The organism is Rhodoplanes tepidamans (genome assembly GCF_030813915.1).
In the GTDB taxonomy this organism is placed as follows: Bacteria; Pseudomonadota; Alphaproteobacteria; order Rhizobiales; family Xanthobacteraceae; genus Rhodoplanes; species Rhodoplanes tepidamans.
Map to the genome: position 1 here is coordinate 1 of NZ_JAUSUJ010000004.1, position 20,317 is coordinate 20,317.

A 20,317-nucleotide genomic window follows, 5' to 3' on the forward strand; every position below is an offset into this window, starting at 1 on the left:
GGCATCCTCGGCCTCGACCGGTTCGTGGCCTGCCTGGCCGAATGCGCCGCCGAACTGCTCGCAAGCGGCGCCCGGAACGCCGTCCAGCCCCTCATGCGCGCCGCCGTGCGCCTCCTGGCCCGATTCGCGGCCGAAAGCGCCCGAACGAAAGCCTCCCCGCGACCACTCTCCGCCCTCCAGGCCTGAAGCGCTTTCTTGCCCAGCCTCGCAGCGACGGCCGGGTCGGCCGGGCCGCGGATCCCGGGTCTCGTTTCACTCCACCCGGGCTACGGAGCCGGACTGCGGCGAGGCTCCGAGCCGATCGCACCTGTCACCGGGTCCCTGCGCCCATCCGCCCTACGGTGCGGGCTTGAAATCATGTTCCTGTTATGTTCTTTGGCGATCGCCGAGCCGGCTCGAATCGCCGAGTCGGGACAGGAGTGGGACTGATGGATGCGCCGAAGTATTCCGACATGTCGTCGGAGGAGCTGCTGACGATGATCGAGGATGCGCAGGCGGCGCTCGATCAGAAGATCGCCGCCGAGAGGGCGGAGCTGGAGGAGCGGCAGGCCAAGCTGGCCGAGCTGCAAGCCCGCATCGGCGGCAAGGACGCCGGACAGAAGCCGTCGGCGCCCAGGCCGCGCGGCCGGCCGCCGCGGTCGGCGACGCCGCGGACCGACGAGCAGCTTGCGCCGGCGCCGTAGCGGCACGACGGGACGCGGCGCTTCGCGGCCAAGGCGAGATCGAAGGCACGGCCTCTCGATCGTCGTCGTCCGCGCAGGCAAGGGCTTTCCATGGTCATTCCGGGGCGCGCCAAAGGCGCGAGCCCGGAATCCAGCGCCGAACTCGGCATTTTTGGCTGGATTCCGGGTCCGGCGCTGCGCGCCGTCCCGGAATGACCAATAATGCAAAGCCGTCGCCTCCGTGGACGACGACGATCGAGAGGCTGTGCCTCCGAACCTGTCTTGGCGCCTATGCCCCGCCACGGTCCCGCCGCCGGCCGCCACCACGTCACCGCCAGCCGAGCGCCGGCGCCACGTGGGTCAGGATCGCCTCGATCACGTGGGCGTTGTAGTCGACGCCGAGCTGGTTCGGCACGGTGAGCAGCAGCGTGTCGGCCTCGGCGATCGCCTCGTCCTTACGGAGCTGCTCGATCAGCGCGTCCGGCTCGGCCGCGTAGCTCTTGCCGAAGATGGCGCGCTCGGTCTCGCTCAGGAAGCCGATCTGGTCCTCGCCGTCGCCGCTGCGGCCGAACCAGGCGCGGTCGCGGTCGTCGACCAGCGCGAAGATCGAGCGCGACACCGACACCCGCGCCGGCCGGGCGTGCCCGGCCTCCGCCCAGGCGGCGCGGAAGCGGCGAATCTGCGCGGCCTGCTGGACGTGGAAGGGCTCGCCGGTCTCGTCGATCTTCAGGGTCGAGCTCTGCAGGTGCATGCCGAGGCGGGCCGCCCACTCGGCCGTCGCATTGGTGGCGGCGCCCCACCAGATTCGGTCGCGCAATCCATCCGAATGCGGCTCGAGGCGCAAGAGGCCCGGCGGGTTCGGAAACATCGGCCGCGGATTGGGCTTGGCGAAGCCCTCGCCGCGCAGCACGTCCAAGAGCACCTGCGTATGCCGCCGCGCCATGTCGGCGTCGGTCTCCCCCTCGCCCGGCGCGTAGCCGAAGTGACGGAAGCCGTCGATCACCTGCTCGGGCGAGCCGCGGCTGATGCCGAGCTGCAGGCGCCCGCCGCTGATCAGGTCGGCGGCGCCGGCGTCCTCCGCCATGTAGAGCGGGTTCTCGTAGCGCATGTCGATCACGGCGGTGCCGATCTCGATCCGTTTCGTGCGCGCGCCGATCGCCGCCAGCAGCGGGAACGGCGAGGCGAGCTGACGGGCGAAGTGGTGCACGCGGAAATACGCGCCGTCGGCGCCGAGCTCCTCGGCCGCGACCGCGAGCTCGATCGACTGGAGCAGCGCGTCGGCGGCCGAGCGCGTCCGCGAGCGCGGCGACGGGGTCCAGTGGCCGAAGGAGAGAAAGCCGATGTGCTTCATCGTGGAGGTCTTCTGCTGGGGGGACGCGACGGCGGTGCGCCTTATCTATTCATCCGGTTCCGCCGCGCCAGGAGGGCCGGCAGCCCCCTGCCCCCGCCTGCGGCGGGAGCCGCTACGGCGCGGCGCCGGCGCGCGCCGTCGTCTCCGGCCGCGGGGCGGCGTCCGGACCGGCGAGGCCGATGCCCTCCACTGTCTTCCGCCAGGCCGCGCCGGAGAGCCCCTGCTGCTCGCCGATGACGAACACGGTCTCCATGTAATCCCGCGCGAACGGGCGGTCGGGCTGGAACTCGACCTGCCGGTCGATGAAGGCGAGGTCGAAGTCATAGCCGTGCCGCTGCGCGCCGGCGAAGGCGACCCGGGCGTTGTCCTCGGCGTGGGACTTCACCAGGGTCGCGAACGACCGGTAGCCGACCGCGATGGTGCCGTGCTCGGTCATGCCGAACTCCGGCGGCAGCGTGTTGTTGACGACCACCCAGAGACGGACGGAGGTCCGGGCCCGCTTCGGCACCGACTCGGCCAGCGCGTCGACCGGCAGGAAGAACTGCATCGCCGCGCCGCCGTCGACATGCATCTCGTCGATCGGCTTCTCGCCGGCCCGCGATCTGATCAGCACCGGCGGATAGACGGCCGGAATGCTCGCCGAGGCGAGCAGGATGGTCCGCACCAGTGCGACGGAGTCGGGCCGGCCGCTCGCCGCGATGGCGCCGATGTCCCAGACCACCGGCCGCTGGGCGTCCAGATTGGTGGTGACGACGAACAGACGCCGCCCGCCGCGGTGCTGCGCCCCGATCCGCGCGATCAGGTCGGCATCGACGTTCTCGGCGATCAGCCGCTGCAGCGGCGCCGGATCGAGGAGACCGTTGCCGGCCAGGATGTCGATGGGATTGCGCAGGCTGTGGAGCGACGTCGACACCCCGGTCCGGTACAGCCGCTCCAGGACGCCGTCGTCGTCCGGGCCGAGAAACGCGAACGGGGCGATCAGGGCGCCGGTGCTGACCCCGGTGACGATCGCGAAGGCCGGCCGGCGGCCGCTCCGGCTCCAGCCCTTCAGCAGCCCGGCCGTGAACGCCCCGCCGGCGCCACCGCCCGAGATGGCGAGCACGTCGACGCCGGCGCGAGCCCCGGGCGGCGCCACGAAGCTGCCCAGCACGCGCGGCGACGCATCCGCCCATTCGCGGATGCGGCCGTAGCCGGCGACCGCGGCGCGCTCCTGCTCCAGCCGCGTGAACGCCTCGCGCGGCAGGCTCGCACAGCCCGCGAGCGACGCGAGAGCGAGGAGGGCGCCGGCGGCCTGGAGTCTCGGGGTCATCGTGTCCTGTTCCGGCGGGCACCGCGCGTGCCCCGCATCGACGGACGGAGATCAACAGGACCGAGGTGGCGGCAATGGGGGCGATACTTGTTCGGGCGTTTCGAAGTGTTTCCGTCGCCCCCGCCGCGGCAGCAGCAGGCGCGGCGGCGCGCTCACGACCTCACGCGAGCGCCGTTCCGTGTGAGATGCCTCACAGAGCACAACCCCCGGTTCGCCGATCGTTCGATCATCGCCGGCATCGGGCCGGAGGACGAACAAGCAAGCGAGGGACGTCATGACCAGGCATCTCGGACCTGCCGCTCTTGCCTCGGCTCTGCTCGTTGTCGCGTCTGCGTCGTCGAGTGTCGCTGCCCCTGCCGACCCGGCCGCACGGCCCGGCCAGCTCACCGTCAAGCGCCCGGTCCAGACCGGCGGGGTCGGCGCGACCCGGCCTCGGCTCGAGCCGGTTCCGCTGACGAAGCCGCTCCCGAAGTCGCCGACGCAGACCAGCGCGACGACGTCCGCGGCGACCCCGTCCAAGCCGGTCAAGCCGCACGTGCTGCTGCTGCCGAAGGACTCCATCAAGCCGAGCTCGGGTCCCGCCGCCGGTCCGGCGGTCGGTCCCTTCAAGCCGAAGTTTCCGCTGCCGAAGGACGATCGGGTCGGGTCGAACACTCCGGCCGGCCCGAAGAAGCCCGATTTCACGCTGCCGAAGAGCGACAGGATCGGCCCGACCAGGCCGGGCGGCCCGCTGTCGCCGACGTTCCCTCCGAAGCACAGCGGCCCGATCAAGCCGGGCGACTCGACGGTCGATCCCAAGGCGCCGGACAATCCGCTCGTTCCGAAACATGCCGACAGCAAGCCCAGCCCGAACCCGGGCCCGCTGCCGTGCATCGGCAACACGCCCTGTGTGCCCGGCCCGAACAAGGGCCAGGGCCAGGCCCAGACGCAGCCGGAGGTCGGCCCGGGGCCGGGCAACTGCGTGACGGTCCGCGGCAGGCTGATGTGCCCGCCGCACCGCGGCCCGCTGGTGGTGACGCCGCTGCCCGTCCCGGTCCCGGTGCCCGTGTATCCGCACCAGACCCATGCGCAGCAGCAGGCCTATCCCCAGCGCGTGCAGCCGCAGCGCGTCGTCGCCCAGACCGTGGCGCCCCGCCCGGTGACCCAGGTGATCACGCCGCCGCAGCAGGTGGCGGCGCCCGCCTCGGCCCCGCTGGTGTGCAGCTCGGGCGGGCAGATGTCGGCCGAGGTGACGGGCGCGACCCAGGTGACGCTGCGCTTCGCCCCGGGCAGCAGCGCCGGCACCAGCACGGCTCCGCAGCCCGGCGAGTGCACTTGGCTCGACCGCGGCTTCGCCACCGGCGAGCCGGCCGTGCTGATGGTCGGCAACGACGCGAGCCAGACCGCCTACATCGTCGACGGCGTCAAGAGCGGCGGGACGTTCTACGCCCACGCCTACAACAACGGCAGCGCGCTCGTGGTGACGAAGGTCGGGCTGTGACCGGCGCGACGGCCGCGGCGGGTCGCCCCGTGCGGGCGCCCCGTCTCGCCCGGCGCAGGCCCGGCTACTTCCGCCGCACGCCGATCGTCCAGGACGGACGCTGGTTCGCCTCGCGGCGGCTGGTGACCAGGCGGAGGTCGGCGTCCATGTAGACGTTCTCCATCTGGGGCGCCGCCTTGAAGGTCTTGCCGAGCTTCCTGGCCGCGGCGGCGTCGAGGGCGGAGAGGTCGGGCGTGCCGAGATCGGCGGCCTCCTGATAACGATCGCCCTTCTTCGCCATCACGTCCGCGAACCACGCCTCGGCGGCCGGAATGTCGAGATCGCGATCGGCCCGCACCAGCGCCACCTCGATGCCGATGTTGCGGATCAGCCAGCGGCCGTCGGCGATGTCGTATTTCTGGATGATCATCAGGTTGGCGCCGGCCAGAACCGAGCGGAGCTTCTCCATCAGCCCGCCGCGCTGCCCCGGCACGTGGTGTGCGATGTTGGCGTAGAAGCCGTCGTGCCGGAAGACCTGATAGGACTGGTCGAACACGCGGCCCGGAATGGCGTCGTGGAACGGGATCGTCGACCACGCCGGGGTCCACACGCCCTGCACGGCGACGACCTGATCCTCGACGCGCGGAATCGGATTGCGGCGCGCCAGCGCCGTGAACAGCGGCATCAGCTCGCGATCGAGCAGAGCGAGCTTGTCGCTCTGCCTCGCGTCGTGGCGTCCGTCCACCAGTGCGAGCAGCCGCGCCTTCAGCTCGGCCGTGCTCCAGCGTTCGAGATCGGCGTCGCCGGATGCGGCGAAGGGGGTCACGCGATCGAGCATCGTCGTCCGGCTCCGTGGCGAGGCGTCTCGGTCATGACGCTGCCCATGGCGCGCCGGATGGGGCGGAGCCGCAGCGTCGTTTCGGCACGGAGTCGCAGAGACCGCGGTGTCAGATCGATCTGACAGACGTCTCTGTCACGTCGAATGTCACGACGTGAGACGATCCGCACGCGAGGAACAAACCCGCCGATGCGGGAGAGTTCCGCGGGGCAGCCGTCCGGCCGGCCCGTCGCGCGGCGCGACAGGGCGTCCCGCCGCCCTCGACCCGAGGAGCCAGCCCGGGCACGGATCGGGCCGGTCGGCTCACTCCGCCGCGGCGCCGGCCGACAGATTGTCGAGCGACGACACGATATGGCCGGCGAGCGCGTCGGCGAGCGCCGACGGCTCGTGCGGGTTGCGCAGCAGGCCGATCCGGCAGGGCGGCAGCTCGGGGAAGCCGTCGGCCGGGGTGAGCACGCGCATGCCGGGGCGCAGGCCCGAGGTCGGCAGCACCGAGACGGCGAGCCCGGCCAGCACGGCGGCCGAGATGGCGCCGGCATTGCCGCTGGAGAACAAGAGCCGGTGGGTGCGCCCCATCGAGTCGAGGCCGTCGATCGCCGCCTCGCGCCAGTTGCAGCTCGGCCGGCCGAGGGCCAGCGGCAGCGGCGTGTCGAGATGCGTCGCGTGGCGGCTCGACGTCACCCACAGGAGCTTCTCCTGGCGGAAGATCTCGGAGGCCCGGTAGGCCCCGCAGCTGGTCACGATGGCGATGTCGATCTCGTTGCGGTCGAGCCGCAGGATCAGGTCGGAGGACGGCTCGCAGAACACCGTGAGCTCGACGCCCGGATAGACGCGCGAGAAGCGCGCCATGATCTCGGGCAGGTAGCGGTCGGCATAGTCGTCCGGCACGCCGAGCCGCACCCGGCCGGACAGCTCGGCGTCGCCGAAGGCCGACACCGCCTCGACGTTGAGCTTGACGATGCGCCGCGCGTAGTCGAGCAGCCGCTCGCCGTCCTCGGTCAGCTTCGACTGGCGGCCGTCGCGGGCGAACAGCGGCCGGGCGATGCGCTCCTCCAGCCGCTTCATCTGCATCGACACGGCCGACTGGGTCTTGTGGACGATCTCGGCGGCGCGCGTGAACGAGCCGGTCTCGGCGATGGCCACGAAGGTGCGGAGCTGGTCGACGTCGAGCAGGGTGGTCATGGCGGCCTCGTGCCCGGGGGGGGACCGATCGGGGCCCGATCGGCGTCCGGCCCGTGCCGGGGCATTCATCACCCCGGCTGATGCCGCAGATTAAAAACATTCGTTTTCGTCATCAATCCTGGAGTGGCATTCTCCGCGCCTCGGCAATCGCACGGCTTTTCGGGTGGCGTCCTCGGAGGTGGACGTCGACGATGCCGCGCCGCCACCAACAGGAGGTCGCCATGACGGCGCTGACGCAATTCCGCATCGTTCCCCTGCCCGGCCTGCGTGGTCTCCGGGCGATCGCCACGGCGATCGGGACGGTAGCGATGCGCGCCACCCGCGTGGCCGAGGCCGTGAAACACCGCCGCGAGGCCGCGATGCTGGCCGGCTTCAACGACCGCATGCTGTCCGACATCGGGCTCACCCGCAGCGACGTCGCCGACGCCTATGCCGAGCCGCTGTGGCGCGACCCGACCGCGCTGCTGGCGCGGCGCGCCGGCGAGCGGCGGCAGCCGCGCCGGCGCCCGGGCGGACTGCTGCGCCGGGTCCTGGCCGCCCCCTCGGTGGTGCCGGACGACGACGGCGCCACCGAGACGGCCGACGACCATGCCGGCAGGGCGATGCGCTTCTCGTGACCGGGGCGCCACGTGGGCAGGGCGCGCCGTCGGCGAATCCTGCCCACCTGAAGGCTGATCACTTCGCCTCGACGAGATTGGCGAGGCGGACGACCTCGGCCCATTTCCTCACCTCGGCGGCGACGAAGGCGGGCATCTCGGCGGTCGGGCGGAAGCGGGCGACCACGGCGTTGCGGTCGAAGGTCTCGCGCACCGCGTCGGCCGACAGGCCGCCCTCGATCGCCTCGGCGAGGCGGGCGATGCGGTCCGCCGGCGTCTTCGCCGGGGCGAAATAGGCGAACCAGGCGTCGGCGTCGACGTCCGGCACGCCGGCCTCGGCGAGCGTCGGCACGTCGGGCATCAGCGGCACCCGCTTCGACGAGGCGATGGCGAGCGCCCGCACCAGGCCGCCCTCGAGCTGGCCGCGGATGTTGGCGATGGCGATGAAGCCGAAGTCGACGACGCCGGCCATCAGGTCCTGGGCGAGCGGCCCGCCGCCCCGGTAGGGCACGTGCTGCGCCTCGACCCCGGCCTTGATCTTGAACAGCTCGCAGGCGAGGTGCGACGACGAGCCGATGCCGGTCGAGCCGTAGTTCAGCCGGCCGGGCTCGCGCTTGAGCAGCGCCACCAGCTCGGACGCGGTGGCGACCGGGAGAGTCTTCTTCACCACCAGCGCATGCGGAACCGTGCAGACCTGGCAGATCGGCGCGAAGCTCTCGATCGTGCGATAGCCGATCGAGGGATACAGCGCCTCGTTGGTGCCGTGGGTCTGCTGGGTGCCGAGCACCAGCCGGTAGCCGTCCGGGTCGGCGATCGCCACCGCCTGGGCGGCGACCGAGCCGCCGCTGCCGCCGCGGTTCTCCACCACGACCGGCTGGCCGAGCGCGCGCGTCATCGGCTCGCCGATGGCGCGGGCGACGAGGTCGACCGAGCCGGCCGGCGGATAGGGCACGACCACCGTGACGGGGCGGGCCGGCCACGGGCCCTGCGCGAGCGCGGGGCGGACCAGGGCGGGAACCAGCGCGGCGCCGAGAAGCAGACGGCGATCGATCATCGGAGAATCCGGAAGCGGGGCGGGAGCGCGGGGGACGCCGAAACGGCGTTCATAGCCCCCGCGGCCCGCTTCCGGCAAGGCGCGCTCAGCCGCAGCGGCGGATGCTCTTGTAGACCACGGTCCCGTTGGGACGGACGATGCGCTCGCGCACGGTGCGGCAGCCGCCCATGCCGGCGCGCGGGCCGGGACCGGGCGAGCAGACGCGGCGGGTCTCGTAGATCACCCGGCCGTTCGGACGCACGATGCGCTCGCGCACCACCCGGCAGGCCACCTGCTCGGCCAGCGGCTCGGCGGCCTTCACGGCGGGATCGAAGAAGCGGGCGCTCGCCGGAGCGGCGGCGACCAGGACGGCGGCGGCCGCCGCGGCGGCAGTGAGGGCAAGACGCATCGTGCGGTCTCCTGGCGGGATGAGGTGAGACGGCGGGACGAACCCGGGACCGCGCCGCGGGCGGGACCTCGGTCGAGGCGGCGGCGCCTTCGACAACGACGATCGCGCGGCGGTGTTACGGCCCCGCGGCGGGCACCGCACCGGGCGGCGGCACGACGCAGAGCGCCCCGGTCGAGGGACGGCCGGGGCGCTCGCGTCAGGCAGGTCGGTCGGGGAAAGGTGCTGCGCGTCCCGGCGTCACGGGCACGAATGCCGGACGCCGTCGTAGCCCAGATACGTGCCCGAGGCGGGATCGTAGGACTTGAAGCGCTGCTGGCAGTATGCCACCGCGTTCGGGTCGGCGCCGCCATAGCCCGGCGCCGGGCCGTAGCCGCCGCCGTAGTAGTTCGGCTGCGAGGCGAGCGCGCCGCCGATGATCGCCCCGGTGGCGAAGCCGGCGATGCCGGCCGCGGCCGGGCCACCCCAGCCGCCACCGTGACGGTGATGCCCGCCGCCGTGGCGCCAGCGCTGCGCGTCCGCCGGTTGCGGAGCCGCGAACACCAGCGCGGTACCGAGTGCCAGCGCGCCGGACGCGATCTTCATCCTGGTCGAGATCATGGAGCCTCCCGTTTCTGTCGTCGAAGCCATCGGGAGGGAAACGGCTCCGGCGGGCCTGCGTTTCGTGAAACTTCGGTAACGCGCACGGTGCCATGAAACCGGGTGGCGCACCGGCGCCCGTCGCGCTACGTGTCGATCCACTCCGCTCCCGAGACGCGACGATCCCACGAGGCCCCCGCCGATGCAGCTCTCGCCCGAGTTCCTGATCACCTCGCTGGTGGTCGTCGCCTCGCCCGGCACCGGCGTCCTCTACACGCTGGCGGCAGGGCTCTCGCGCGGCCGGCGCGCGAGCGTCGCGGCGGCGTTCGGCTGCACGCTCGGGATCGTGCCGCACATGCTGGCCGCCGTGCTCGGCCTCGCCGCGCTGCTGCACACCAGCGCGCTGCTGTTCCAGATCGTCAAGCTCGCCGGCGTCGCCTATCTGCTGGTGATGGCATGGCAGACGCTGCGCGAGCACGGTGCGCTGCGCGTCGACCCGGCGGACGGCGCCGCGCCGGCGGCGCCGCGCCCGGCCCGCGACATCGTGGTCGGGGCCGTGCTGATCAACATCCTCAATCCCAAGCTGTCGCTGTTCTTCCTCGCCTTCCTGCCGCAGTTCGTCGCGGCCGGCGAGGTGGCGCCGCTCCTGCGCATGCTGGAGCTGTCCGCCGTGTTCATGCTGATGACCTTCGCCGTGTTCGTCGTCTACGGCGTCGCCGCGGCGGCGGTGCGCCGCCACGTGATCACCCGGCCCGCCGTGCTGACCTGGCTGCGCCGCGCCTTCGCGGCGGCGTTCGTGGCGCTCGGCGTCAAGCTGGCGCTCGCCGAGCGCTGAGCCCGGCGCGAACCGGCGTCACCCCGCCGTGCGGGCGTAGTCCCCGGCGGCGCGGGCGAGCAGCGTCTCGCAGGCCTCGGCGTTCATCTCGTCGACGGTGCCGAGCAACTGGCCGGCGTCGCCGTGCCGGTAGAGCCACACGTCCCGGCCTTCGCGCACGTTGATCGAGTGGCGCAGCCCGTGCGGGCTGCCGCCGCTCTGCTCGCCGGTCGGGGCGATCCAGAAGTCGACATGGGCGTGACCGGTCGAGCGCGGATCGAGATTGGTGTCGACCCGGAACTGGACGCCGTGGGCGCCGAGCTCGGCATTGGCCTGCTCGATCGCCGGCAGCAGCACCTCGCGGGCCCAGGCGACGCCGCGATCGAAGGCCGACGGAGCGGCGCCCCCTTCGGCCCGTCCCGGCGTCTGCGCGCCGCGTCCCGCGACGAACGCATCCTGCACGCGGCCCATGGTCCATCTCCCTCGGTTGACCGCGCCGACACGGCGCGGTCGACCAAGATAACACGCGCGAGGCGTTTCGGTTCGACGCCTCCCGGCTGGATGGTGGCGCCGGCCGCCGGTGCGGCTATTCGGCGGCGATCGGGATCACGTCGTCGGCCGCGTGGATCCGCGGCAGCACCCCGGCCTCGCGCCCGACCCGCACCAGGATGGCGCAGGCCTCCCCGGGGTCCTCCTCGTGGGCGAGATGGCCGAGCCCGGGCAGCGTGAGCAGGCTGGTCCCCGGCACCATGGCGCGGACCCGGGCGGCGTCCTTCGGCGCGATGGTCTTGTCGTTGCCGCCGCTGACCAGCACCAGCCGGGTCTTCAGGTCCGGCAGGTCGCGGGCGAGCGGCGGCAGGCGCCAGTTGGCCATCATCCGCACCGCGGCCGCCACATGGCCGGGATTGCGGGTGAGCCGCCCGTAATAGCGGACGCCGTCCGGATCGGGCGCCGAGCCGGTGTCGGAGATCATCTTCTCGACGAAACGGTCGCTCGCCGCGAAGCGGGCGAACAGCCGCGGCACCCGGTCGCTCGCCGCGAGCAGCCGCGCGAACGGCGTCAGCAGGCGGCCGGCGAGGCCGCCGATCGGCAGCATCGCCGCGTTGAGTCCGACCAGGGCGAGCGGCGCGATGCGCCGGTCGAGGCACAGGCGGGCCAGCACGGCGGCGCCGGCCGAATGCCCGGCGACGATCGCCGGCGCGCGGCCGAGCGCCTGCAGGAGCGCGGCGAGATCCTCGGCCATGCCGTCGAGCGAGAGGCGCTCGGCGGCCGGCGTCTCGGTGAAGCCGTGACCGGGCAGATCGGGCGCCACCACGGTGAAGTTGCGGGCCAGGAGCGGCAGCATGTCGCGCCACGAATGCGTCGCCGAGCCGGTGCCGTGGACGAGCAGCAGCACGGGGCCGCGCCCGGCCTCCTGCACGTGCCAGCGGATGCCGGCGGCGGTGACGAAGCGGCTAGTGCCGCGGTTCGGCCAGTCGCGGCCGTCGCTCTCCCAGGAGAGCTTCGGCAGCGGGCCGCCCTTCGGCGGCGGCGGGGTCGAGACGTCACGAGAGGCCGGCATGGTCACGGGGGTGACTCCTGATCGGGGGTTGACGCGTGTGTCGTGCGTTTCTTCATCGACAGCCGGGAGCCGTGTTTGGTTCCGTCCACACCGTGTAGACGGCGCAGTCGTCTGGCGACGGCGGGCGATAGGCGGGGACGGGCTGCGCCACCGGCGGCAGCCGGCGCAGATAGGCGACGAGCGCCGTCACGTCCTCCTCGTCGAGATTGGAGAAGTGATCCCACGGCATGGCCTGCCAGTAGAGCGGCCGGCCGTGGCGGCCGACGCCGCTGCGGATCGCGCGGGCGATCTCGGCGTCGCTCCAGGCGCCGAGCCCGGCCGCGCGGTCGGACGTGATGTTGGCCGTGTAGAGCGTGCCGGGCAGGCCGCTGAGCTTCAGCCCGCCGCGCCCGTCGGGGCCGTGACAGAACACGCAGGAGACGTTGACGAACAGATAGCGGCCGCGCTCGACCAGGGCGGCGCGCTCGGGCCCGAGATCCGCCGTGTCGGGCCGCGGCACCTCGCGCAGCGCCTCGCGCGACACCATGTCGGCCGGCAGCATGCCGAGCATCGGCGTGGCGTAGACGGCGAGCACGGCCGTGCAGCCGGCGACGCCGCGCCAGCTGCGCCGGCCGAGCGGCACCCACAGCCGGCGCGGGATGGCGAGCGCCAGCCCGGCGAGCCAGGCGGCGGCGACGAGGAGCTGCAGTGCCACCAGCCCGTCCTGCAGGCGGGCGAGATCGGGGCCCTTCGGGTTGGCGTAGTTGCCGCTCGCATAGGTGATGGTCTTCGGCCGGCCGAGCCAGACCTCGCCGCTGAACAGCTTGGCGAGCGCCGTCTCCAGGGTGCCGTAATGGAGCGGCGCCGGCACCGCGTTGTGCACGGGCGGGAGGGTCTTCAGATAGCGCGCGATGGCGAGCGCATCCGGATCCGAGAGCCCGTGCAGGAACACCCAGGGCATGCTCCAGACGTTGAGGAGGCGGGTCTCGGTGCGGCCGTCGCGGATCGCGCGGGCGATGTCGGCCTCGCTCCAGGCACCGAGCCCGGTCTCGCGGTCGGGCGTGAGATTGCGGCTGACGAACACGCCCTGCGGATGCGCGCCGATGCGAATGCCGCCGGCCAGATAGCGCTCGTCGCGATAGATGCCGCCGGCGCTCACCTCGGTGTGGCAGAGCCCGCACATGCCGGCGCGCACCAGATAACGGCCGCGCACCAGCGGATCGGGCGACTGGCCGGGGCCGGCCAGCACGCTGCCGGGCGCGCCCGGCGCCGGACGCGCGCGCGACTCCAGGAACGCGACCAGGGCCCAGCGGTCGGTCTCGGAGAGATGCGCATAGGCCGGCATCGGCGCCGGCGCCATGCCGGTCGAAAGGCGCAGGAACACGTCGGCGGGTGCGGCGCCGCCCCGGAACGTCCACGGCGCGGTGAGATCGCGGCTCGTCACCTCGTGATCGTGCGCGTCGCGCATCGGCGTGCCGCCCGCGAGAGCGTCGCCGTGACAGCCGCCGCATCCCTGCTCGGTATACAGCGCCGCGCCGCGCGCGACCGTCGCCGCCGTGACGGGCGGCCGCGGCGGCACCCGCAGGCGCGGCGTGTCGTCGTCCGCGACGGGGGTGCCGAGCGTGCCGAGGTGATCGAGGACCGCGTCGATGTCGGCATCGGACAGCACGCCGCGGAATCCCGGCATCGCGCTGGCGACGAGACCGTCGGCGACCACCTTGTGCAGATCGGCGCGGGTCGGAGGCTCGCCCTCCGGCGTCGTCTTGAACTTGAACGGGTCGGCGACGAGATCGCGCGGCCGCGGACCGAGCGACGGTGCGGCGGCGCCGTTGCCGCGTCCCTCGGGACCGTGACAGATCGCGCAGTTCTCGCCGTACAGGCGCGCGCCGCGCGACGCGCCGGCCGCGACGCCCGCGGCGGGCGGCCAGACGATGTCGGCGAACTGCGTCGCCGCGGGCTGCCACAGCGACGCCGGCTCGTTCCAGGCGAGATGCGCGATCAGCGAGCGCGCCGCGTCGAGCGCCAGCACGGCGACGAGCGCCGCGACGCTCCAGCGCAGCAGGCGGTGCGACCGCGGCGACGGAGCGGCCGCGTCGGAGGCCGTCTCCGCGTCGACTCGCACGGCCGACCGCGCGGATGGTGCGTCGTTCGTCATCTCCGCAGGTCGGTCCTCGGATCGGTGCGACACCGCATGCGCTCGAGATGCACTCGAGGCGCAATGACGAAAGCGGTCTGCGGCCGCCGTGGTTCCTCCGCGGAGCGAAAGTCGTACCGCCGCGGGCCGACGTGATCAGATCCGACGGCGGCGTGTCACGCGCGCCGGACACTCGGGGTGCGGCTGCGGGCCGGAGCCCCGCCACTGGATGCGACGCGAGCGCGATCGATTGACGGACGAGGCTGTCAGCATGTCGTGACAGAACCGGCGCGAAGCGATTTGTCACGTCCGGAAACGCACGAGCATCGAATCCCCGTGACGACTCGCGGAACGGATCGGTACACTCGTCGTTCAGACAATGCGGAGCGTGAGAAGGCCGCGGCGACGATCGTCGAGACGACGAGACGCCGGCCGCGGCGGACGGCGGAGGAAACGGCATCCGCCGTCGGTGCCTGCGGTCGCTGCGCATCGCCGTCCCCCGACAGCCGACGAGACCACGATGACGAACATGACGCGATACCGGACTGCCGCTCTCGACGTCGCTTCGCGGCGCAGTGACCGAAGCAGCTACACCGAGCGGATGAGCGTGCTGATCTGGGGCATGCTCGGCGTCATCTTCATCACGCTGGTGTTCTCGACGGTCTTCGGTGCGGGCACCGAGACGACGCGCGCCGCCGTGGTGCCGCTGTCGATCGTCGGCGGCGGCCTCGCCGCGCTCGCCATCCTCGAGTTCGTCAAGCTGATCTTCGGCGCGGCGCGCTGACGCGCTCCGCCTCGCGCTCGACGACGACACTCCGACGCCGGTGCGGACGAACGACCGTCAGGTCGCGCCGTGCCGCGCGTCGACCCCCGGAGTGACGCCATGAAGCTGTCCCATCTCGCGACCTTCCTCGTGATCATCATGGGAGGCGCGGTGCAGAACGCCGCCGACGCCATGCGCCGGAACTTCTCACGCGAGCGATCGCGGCCGGGCTGAAGCCGCGGCGCAGCGCGGGCGCGGAGACCGGCGCCTCGCGGCCCCGCTCCCGGCCCGCCGTGAGCCGCGCGTATCGGCGCCTCGCGGCCGTGACCTCACGGGCGCCCTGACCTCACGGACAGGGGCCGATGCAGAACTCGACGTCGTCGCTGTTGCGATAGCGACGGCCGGCGAGCCGCTCGTAGCGGACGCAGCGGCGCAGATCCGGCGTGTCGACGGCGTCGCGCCGGCACACCCGGTCGCCGTCGAGCTCCCAGCGGCCCTGCGCGACGATGCCGGAGCCGGCCAGCACGGCCGTGCCGTCGGTGTGATGGACGGTGCAGATCGGCTTGCCGGCGAGCGGGCCGGTGCGCGGCTTGCCGCACAGCGGCAGGCCGACCAGCTCGCGCCGGAACTCCGCGCCGGTCATCGGCTCCGGCGGCCCGGCCGGTCCGGCCGGCTCGCCGCACCCGGCGAGCAGACCGGCGAGCGACAGACCGGCGAGCAACGCGACCGCGAGCCGCGGGGCGGCGCGCAACGGGACGATCGACGGCCGCCGTCGCGGCGACAGCAGGGTGGAGGACATGGCGTTGCACACGAGGCGCCGCCACCCGCCGGCGGACGGCGCGATCGCCGGCCGAGCCCGGCCGGCCGTCACAGCATGGAGGGCAGCACCCGGTCGGGCGGGCGGTGGCCGTCCATGAAGGTCTGGATGTTGATGATCACCTTGGTGCCCATGTCGACCCGGCCCTCGACGGTCGCCGAGCCGAGATGCGGCAGCAGCACCACCTTGCCGGTGCGGGCGAGCCGCATCAGCTTCGGGTTCACGGCCGGCTCGTGCTCGAACACGTCGAGGCCGGCGCCGGCGATCTCGCCCGACTCGATCATGCGGGCGAGCGCGTTCTCGTCGATGATCTCGCCGCGCGCCGTGTTCACCACATAGGCGCCCTTCTGCATCAGCTTGAGGCGGCGCGCCGACAGCAGGTGGTAGGTCGCCGGCGTGTGCGGGCAGTTGACCGAGATGATGTCCATCCGGGCGAGCATCTGGTCGAGGCTCTCCCACCAGGTCGCCTCCAGGGACTCCTCGATCTTGGGCGGCACCCGGCGGCGGTTGTGGTAGTGGATCTGCACCCCGAAGGCGCGGGCGCGCCGGGCCACCGCCTGGCCGATCCGCCCCATGCCGATGATGCCGAGGCGCTTGCCGGAGATCCGGTGGCCGAGCATCCAGGTCGGCGTCCAGCCGGTCCAGGCCTTGTCGCCGATCATCAGGGCGGCGCCCTCGGTGAGCCGCCGCGGCACGGCGAGAATCAGCGCCATCGCCATGTCGGCGGTGTCCTCGGTGAGGACGCCTGGCGTGTTGGTCACCGTGATGCCGCGCTGCAGCGCCGCGCCGACGTCGATGTTGTCGACGCCGTTGCCGAAATTGGCGATCAGCTTGAGCCGCTCGCCGGCATGGCCGAGGGCGTGGGCGTCGATGCGGTCCGTGACGGTCGGGACCAGCACGTCGGCGTCCTGCATGGCCTCCGCCAGGGCCGCCGGCGTCATCGGCGTGTCGTCGATGTTCAGACGCGTGTCGAACAGCTCCCGCATGCGGGTCTCGACGCTGTCGGGCAGCTTGCGCGTCACCACCACGACCGGTTTCTTCCGATTCGGCATGTCGTTTGCCCCACCGCGTCCAGGGCGCTCGCAACGAGCGGGCCCGCGGCCTTTCAGTCCTCTTTAACCCTCATCGCGGACATTGGATTTCCGCACTCGGAGGCACGTCGAGAAGGACCGTACCGGCTCTTCTGTACCAGATGGCCGGGATAACACAATGCGCCAGGAACGGCTTCGCCCCTCCCTCTTTCGGGCTCCCTTCGGCTCGCGCCGCGGGGCGCGGACGCGCGCTGTCGACGACGTTCGTCCGGACCGCCGGCGGCCTCGCGCGATCGTCGTTCTCGCCGCAGCCCTGGCGGTCGCGGCGATGGGCCGCGCCCCCGGCGGGGCGACCGAGCTGCCCACCGGCGCCCTGCCCACCGGATCGGTGAGCGGCCTGCCGGTGCCGCGATTCGTCAGCCTCAAGCCGGACCGCGTCAACGTGCGGGCCGGGCCGACCAAGGACCACGACGTCACCTGGGTCTACACCCGCTCGGGCCTGCCCGTGGAGATCACGGCCGAATACGAGAACTGGCGCCGCGTCCGCGACTGGGAGGGCGCCGAGGGCTGGGTCTACCACTCGCTGCTGTCGGGCAAGCGCACCGCCTTCGTGGCCCGGGCCAAGGGCAGCGACGACCTCGTGCCGGTGCGCGAGGATGCCGACCCCCGGGCCCCCGTCACGGCCCAGCTCGAGCCCGGCGTGCTCGGGACCGTCAAGCGCTGCGACGGCACCTGGTGCCGCTTCGTCGGCGACAAGTTCGACGGCTGGATCGCCCAGGAGCGGCTGTGGGGCGTCTACCCGAACGAGAAGGTCGACTAGGGCGGAACGCTGCGGCCCTCTCGCGGTGGGAGAGCGTGCGCATGCCTCGGTCGTCCCGGGGCGGCACGGCAGCGCCGAGCCCGGGCCCCGTACGCCCGGTCTCTCGTGAGCCACCACATAGGGGCCATGGATTCCGGGTTCAAACGACAAGACGCCGAACGAAAAACGGCCGGGGGTCACCCGGCCGTTCGAAACCCGTTCGGAGAGGCCGCGGCCCGGTCCTACTTGCCCTTGGCCTTGAGGCGCACGACCACGTCGACCCGGCCGACCTCGTAGCCGTCCGGCAGGTCCGGCAGGGTGCCGATCTCCGTCTCGACCGTCGGGATGTCGACGAGGGCGTTCTTGTCCTCGAGAAAGAAGTGGTGGTGCTCCGAGACGTTGGTGTCGAAATACGTCTTCGAGCCGTCGACCGCGACCTGCCGCAGCAGGCCCACGTCGGTGAACTGGTGCAGGGTATTGTAGACGGTGGCGAGCGACACCGGGACGCGGGCCCGCGACGCCTCCTCGTAGAGCATCTCGGCCGTCAGGTGCCGGTGGCCCTTGCCGAACAGGATCCAGCCCAGCGCCATCCGCTGCAGCGTCGGCCGCAGGCCGACCCCCCGCAGCATGCTCTTCACGTCGTGCCAGGGGCACCCGTTCAGCTCGGGCCGCTGGGCGAAGAAGGCGCCCGCGTCCACCGACTTGCTGGTACCCGAACCGGAGCTGAGCGCCGGGGAATTCCTCTGCATTGTCACCGAACTCGCGTGCATGGCCGGCATGAGACCGAATGTTCAGACCATCATATCGACAACCCCCTGCTCTTGCAACCTTCTTGCAAATGCATCGCAATTCCGCGCCGCCGAACGTCCCCGTGGATTTCCGCGACGGAGCCTTGCGGCGGGCGGTTTGACCGCCCGTTGACGTGTGTTAGGGAAGGGCGAACCGGCTCCGGTGGGCGGGCGGTCGCGGGGATCTCACGGAATGCACAATCGTCGGTCGAGCTTCGAGTACGAAGACCTTCTTGCTTGTGGCCGGGGCGAAATGTTCTCCGAGGGACCGCAGCTGCCGCTTCCGCCCATGCTGATGTTCGACCGCATCGCCGAGATCGAGGAGAAGGGCGGCGAGCACGGCAAGGGGCTGGTGCGGGCCGAGCTCGAGGTCAAGCCGGACCTGTGGTTCTTTCCCTGCCATTTCAAGGGCGATCCCGTGATGCCCGGCTGCCTGGGGCTCGATGCCCTGTGGCAGCTGCTCGGCTTCTTCCTCGGCTGGCTCGGGGCGGAGGGCAAGGGTCGCGCCCTCGGCCTGGGCGAGCTCAAGTTCTCGGGTCAGGTTCTGCCGACCGTTCGCAAGGTCGTTTACGGCATCGACATCAAGCGCGTCGTCCGCTCCCGGCTGGTCCTGGGCGTCGCCGACGGCTGGCTGTCGGCCGACGGGTCGGTCATCTATCGCGCAATGGATCTCAAGGTGGGCTTGTTCCGGGATCAGGCGCCGCAGCCGGATCCGGCATAGCCCGGCACCGCGGACGGGCGTTGGCCCGCCGGCAAGTCAGGAATCGGAATCATGAGACGCGTCGTCGTCACCGGGATGGGCATCGTTTCGTCCATCGGGAACAACACCCAGGAGGTGTTGGCGAGCCTGCGCGAGGCCAAGTCCGGCATCTCGCGCGCCGACAAGTATGCCGAGCTCGGCTTCCGCTGCCAGGTGCACGGGGCGCCGACCCTGGTGCCCGAGGAGGCGGTCGACCGCCGGGCGCTGCGCTTCCTGGGCGGCGGCGCCGCCTGGAACCACGTCGCCATGGAGCAGGCGATCCGCGATTCCGGGCTGGAGGAGACCGAGGTCTCCAACGAGCGCACCGGCATCATCATGGGCTCGGGCGGCCCGTCGACCCGCACCGTGGTCGAGTCCGCCGACATCGCCCGGTCGAAGGGGCCGAAGCGGGTCGGGCCGTTCGCGGTGCCGAAGGCGATGTCGTCGACCGCCTCGGCGACGCTCGCCACCTGGTTCAAGATCAAGGGCGTCAACTACTCGATCGCCTCGGCCTGCGCGACCTCCAACCACTGCATCGGCAACGCCGCCGAGATCATCCAGCTGGGCAAGCAGGACGTGATCTTCGCCGGCGGCTGCGAGGAACTCGACTGGACCCTGTCGGTGCTGTTCGACGCCATGGGGGCGATGTCGTCCAAGTACAACGACACGCCGGCCACGGCCTCGCGCGCCTACGACGTCGACCGTGACGGCTTCGTCATCGCCGGCGGCGCCGGGGTGCTGGTGCTGGAGGAGCTCGAGCACGCCAGGGCGCGCGGCGCCCGGATCTACGCCGAGGTCGCCGGCTACGGCGCGACGTCGGACGGCTACGACATGGTCGCCCCGTCGGGCGAGGGCGCGGCGCGCTGCATGCGCATGGCGCTGTCGACCGTCAAGGCGCCGGTCGACTACATCAACCCGCACGCGACCTCGACCCCGGTCGGCGACGTCAAGGAGATCGAGGCGATCCGCGAGGTGTTCGGCGACAAGGTGCCGCCGATCTCCGCCACCAAGTCGCTGACCGGGCACTCGCTCGGCGCGGCCGGCGTGCAGGAGGGCATCTACTCGCTGCTGATGATGAGCAACGGCTTCATCTGCGAGAGCGCCAACATCCAGACGCTCGACCCGGTGTTCGCCGACATGCCGATCGTGCGCGAGCGCCGGGACGGGGTCACGCTCGGCTGCGTGCTGTCCAACTCGTTCGGGTTCGGCGGCACCAACGCATCGATCGTGTTCAAGCACGTGGACGCCTGAGCCGGCCTGGGCCGCGCCGTTGGAAAGGTCACGTCGTGTCGACAGAGATGAATCCACAGGGACGTCCCGTCGGCACCGCCGCCGTCACGACGCTGTTGCACGTCCGACATAGAGATCCGGGGAGCAGGACCGAACGTACCGTCATTGGACGCGACCGCCGGACGGGCGAGCGGGCGAGCCGTGCGGGGGAGGCGGCGGAGAGATGTCCAGCGACAGCAAGACGGCG

General features: G+C 72.1%; 22 protein-coding genes. 9 read left to right on the forward strand and 13 right to left on the reverse strand.

The window, feature by feature from the left end; translation table 11 throughout:
• Together J2S22_RS06025 and J2S22_RS06030 are read left to right on the forward strand one after the other, a co-directional pair.
• Window positions 1-186, forward strand: a 186-nt coding sequence (locus J2S22_RS06025) for a hypothetical protein (protein ID WP_307155806.1), incomplete at its 5' end; no start/stop codon positions are given.
• 242 nt (window positions 187-428) lie between these two features.
• Entirely contained in the window at window positions 429-683 is a 255-nt protein-coding gene (locus tag J2S22_RS06030) for a hypothetical protein (RefSeq protein WP_272780816.1), read from the forward strand.
• A 307-nt stretch (window positions 684-990) separates the two neighbouring features.
• Here the strand turns inward: J2S22_RS06030 and J2S22_RS06035 are convergent, their stop codons facing one another.
• Window positions 991-2,013 (reverse strand): LLM class flavin-dependent oxidoreductase, encoded by a 1,023-nt coding sequence (locus tag J2S22_RS06035; RefSeq protein ID WP_272780815.1) that lies wholly within the window; start codon window positions 2,011-2,013, stop codon window positions 991-993.
• A 112-nt stretch (window positions 2,014-2,125) separates the two neighbouring features.
• Window positions 2,126-3,322, reverse strand: a complete 1,197-nt coding sequence (locus J2S22_RS06040; protein WP_272780814.1) for a patatin-like phospholipase family protein — start codon at window positions 3,320-3,322, stop codon at window positions 2,126-2,128.
• Between the two features lie 274 nt (window positions 3,323-3,596).
• On the opposite strand from J2S22_RS06040, the gene J2S22_RS06045 reads away from it, so the two are divergent.
• Entirely contained in the window at window positions 3,597-4,802 is a 1,206-nt protein-coding gene (locus J2S22_RS06045; protein WP_272780813.1) for a hypothetical protein, read from the forward strand.
• Between the two features lie 64 nt (window positions 4,803-4,866).
• On the opposite strand, the gene J2S22_RS06050 is transcribed toward J2S22_RS06045, so the two are convergent.
• Together J2S22_RS06050 and J2S22_RS06055 are read right to left on the reverse strand one after the other, a co-directional pair.
• Entirely contained in the window at window positions 4,867-5,619 is a 753-nt protein-coding gene (locus tag J2S22_RS06050) for a hypothetical protein (RefSeq protein ID WP_272780812.1), read from the reverse strand.
• A 303-nt stretch (window positions 5,620-5,922) separates the two neighbouring features.
• Complete coding sequence (locus tag J2S22_RS06055; RefSeq protein ID WP_272780811.1) at window positions 5,923-6,801, reverse strand: LysR substrate-binding domain-containing protein; 879 nt, start codon at window positions 6,799-6,801, stop codon at window positions 5,923-5,925.
• Window positions 6,802-7,022: 221 nt separating this feature from the next.
• On the opposite strand from J2S22_RS06055, the gene J2S22_RS06060 reads away from it, so the two are divergent.
• On the forward strand, window positions 7,023-7,418 hold the full coding sequence (locus J2S22_RS06060) for a DUF1127 domain-containing protein (protein ID WP_272780810.1): 396 nt from the start codon (window positions 7,023-7,025) through the stop codon (window positions 7,416-7,418).
• Window positions 7,419-7,476: 58 nt separating this feature from the next.
• Here the strand turns inward: J2S22_RS06060 and J2S22_RS06065 are convergent, their stop codons facing one another.
• The 3 genes from J2S22_RS06065 to J2S22_RS06075 all read right to left on the reverse strand — a co-directional run bounded on the left by J2S22_RS06065 (window position 7,477) and on the right by J2S22_RS06075 (window position 9,436).
• Window positions 7,477-8,451, reverse strand: a complete 975-nt coding sequence (locus J2S22_RS06065) for a Bug family tripartite tricarboxylate transporter substrate binding protein (protein WP_272780809.1) — start codon at window positions 8,449-8,451, stop codon at window positions 7,477-7,479.
• 85 nt (window positions 8,452-8,536) lie between these two features.
• A complete protein-coding gene (locus J2S22_RS06070; protein WP_272780808.1) occupies window positions 8,537-8,839 on the reverse strand; it encodes a hypothetical protein in 303 nt (100 codons plus the stop codon).
• Window positions 8,840-9,076: 237 nt separating this feature from the next.
• Entirely contained in the window at window positions 9,077-9,436 is a 360-nt protein-coding gene (locus J2S22_RS06075) for a BA14K family protein (protein ID WP_272780807.1), read from the reverse strand.
• 181 nt (window positions 9,437-9,617) lie between these two features.
• On the opposite strand from J2S22_RS06075, the gene J2S22_RS06080 reads away from it, so the two are divergent.
• Window positions 9,618-10,250: a LysE family translocator gene (locus J2S22_RS06080; RefSeq protein ID WP_272780806.1), complete on the forward strand. Its 633-nt coding sequence runs from the start codon at window positions 9,618-9,620 to the stop codon at window positions 10,248-10,250.
• Window positions 10,251-10,268: 18 nt separating this feature from the next.
• Here J2S22_RS06080 and J2S22_RS06085 read toward each other — a convergent pair whose 3' ends face one another.
• From J2S22_RS06085 to J2S22_RS06095, 3 genes are all read right to left on the reverse strand, one after another.
• Entirely contained in the window at window positions 10,269-10,700 is a 432-nt protein-coding gene (locus J2S22_RS06085) for a hypothetical protein (protein WP_272780805.1), read from the reverse strand.
• A gap of 115 nt (window positions 10,701-10,815) precedes the next feature.
• Window positions 10,816-11,790, reverse strand: coding sequence for an alpha/beta fold hydrolase BchO (gene bchO / locus J2S22_RS06090; protein ID WP_272778376.1), 975 nt, complete (start codon window positions 11,788-11,790; stop codon window positions 10,816-10,818).
• Window positions 11,791-11,842: 52 nt separating this feature from the next.
• Window positions 11,843-13,891: a c-type cytochrome gene (locus tag J2S22_RS06095; protein WP_272778371.1), complete on the reverse strand. Its 2,049-nt coding sequence runs from the start codon at window positions 13,889-13,891 to the stop codon at window positions 11,843-11,845.
• Window positions 13,892-14,423: 532 nt separating this feature from the next.
• Between J2S22_RS06095 and J2S22_RS06100 the strand changes: the two genes are divergently transcribed.
• On the forward strand, window positions 14,424-14,687 hold the full coding sequence (locus tag J2S22_RS06100) for a hypothetical protein (protein ID WP_272778370.1): 264 nt from the start codon (window positions 14,424-14,426) through the stop codon (window positions 14,685-14,687).
• A gap of 325 nt (window positions 14,688-15,012) precedes the next feature.
• Here the strand turns inward: J2S22_RS06100 and J2S22_RS06105 are convergent, their stop codons facing one another.
• Together J2S22_RS06105 and J2S22_RS06110 are read right to left on the reverse strand one after the other, a co-directional pair.
• Window positions 15,013-15,465 (reverse strand): hypothetical protein, encoded by a 453-nt coding sequence (locus tag J2S22_RS06105; RefSeq protein ID WP_272778369.1) that lies wholly within the window; start codon window positions 15,463-15,465, stop codon window positions 15,013-15,015.
• Between the two features lie 68 nt (window positions 15,466-15,533).
• Window positions 15,534-16,535, reverse strand: a complete 1,002-nt coding sequence (locus tag J2S22_RS06110; protein ID WP_272778368.1) for a 2-hydroxyacid dehydrogenase — start codon at window positions 16,533-16,535, stop codon at window positions 15,534-15,536.
• 307 nt (window positions 16,536-16,842) lie between these two features.
• Here J2S22_RS06110 and J2S22_RS06115 point away from each other — a divergent pair, with 307 nt between their 5' ends.
• Window positions 16,843-17,334, forward strand: a complete 492-nt coding sequence (locus J2S22_RS06115; RefSeq protein ID WP_272778367.1) for an SH3 domain-containing protein — start codon at window positions 16,843-16,845, stop codon at window positions 17,332-17,334.
• 221 nt (window positions 17,335-17,555) lie between these two features.
• Here the strand turns inward: J2S22_RS06115 and irr are convergent, their stop codons facing one another.
• Window positions 17,556-18,062, reverse strand: coding sequence for a Fur family transcriptional regulator Irr (gene irr, locus J2S22_RS06120; protein ID WP_272778366.1), 507 nt, complete (start codon window positions 18,060-18,062; stop codon window positions 17,556-17,558).
• A 232-nt stretch (window positions 18,063-18,294) separates the two neighbouring features.
• On the opposite strand from irr, the gene fabA reads away from it, so the two are divergent.
• On the forward strand, window positions 18,295-18,822 hold the full coding sequence (fabA, locus tag J2S22_RS06125; RefSeq protein ID WP_272778365.1) for a 3-hydroxyacyl-[acyl-carrier-protein] dehydratase FabA: 528 nt from the start codon (window positions 18,295-18,297) through the stop codon (window positions 18,820-18,822).
• Window positions 18,823-18,873: 51 nt separating this feature from the next.
• Window positions 18,874-20,091: a beta-ketoacyl-ACP synthase I gene (gene fabB, locus J2S22_RS06130; RefSeq protein WP_272778364.1), complete on the forward strand. Its 1,218-nt coding sequence runs from the start codon at window positions 18,874-18,876 to the stop codon at window positions 20,089-20,091.
• The last annotated feature ends 226 nt before the right edge of the window (window positions 20,092-20,317 follow it).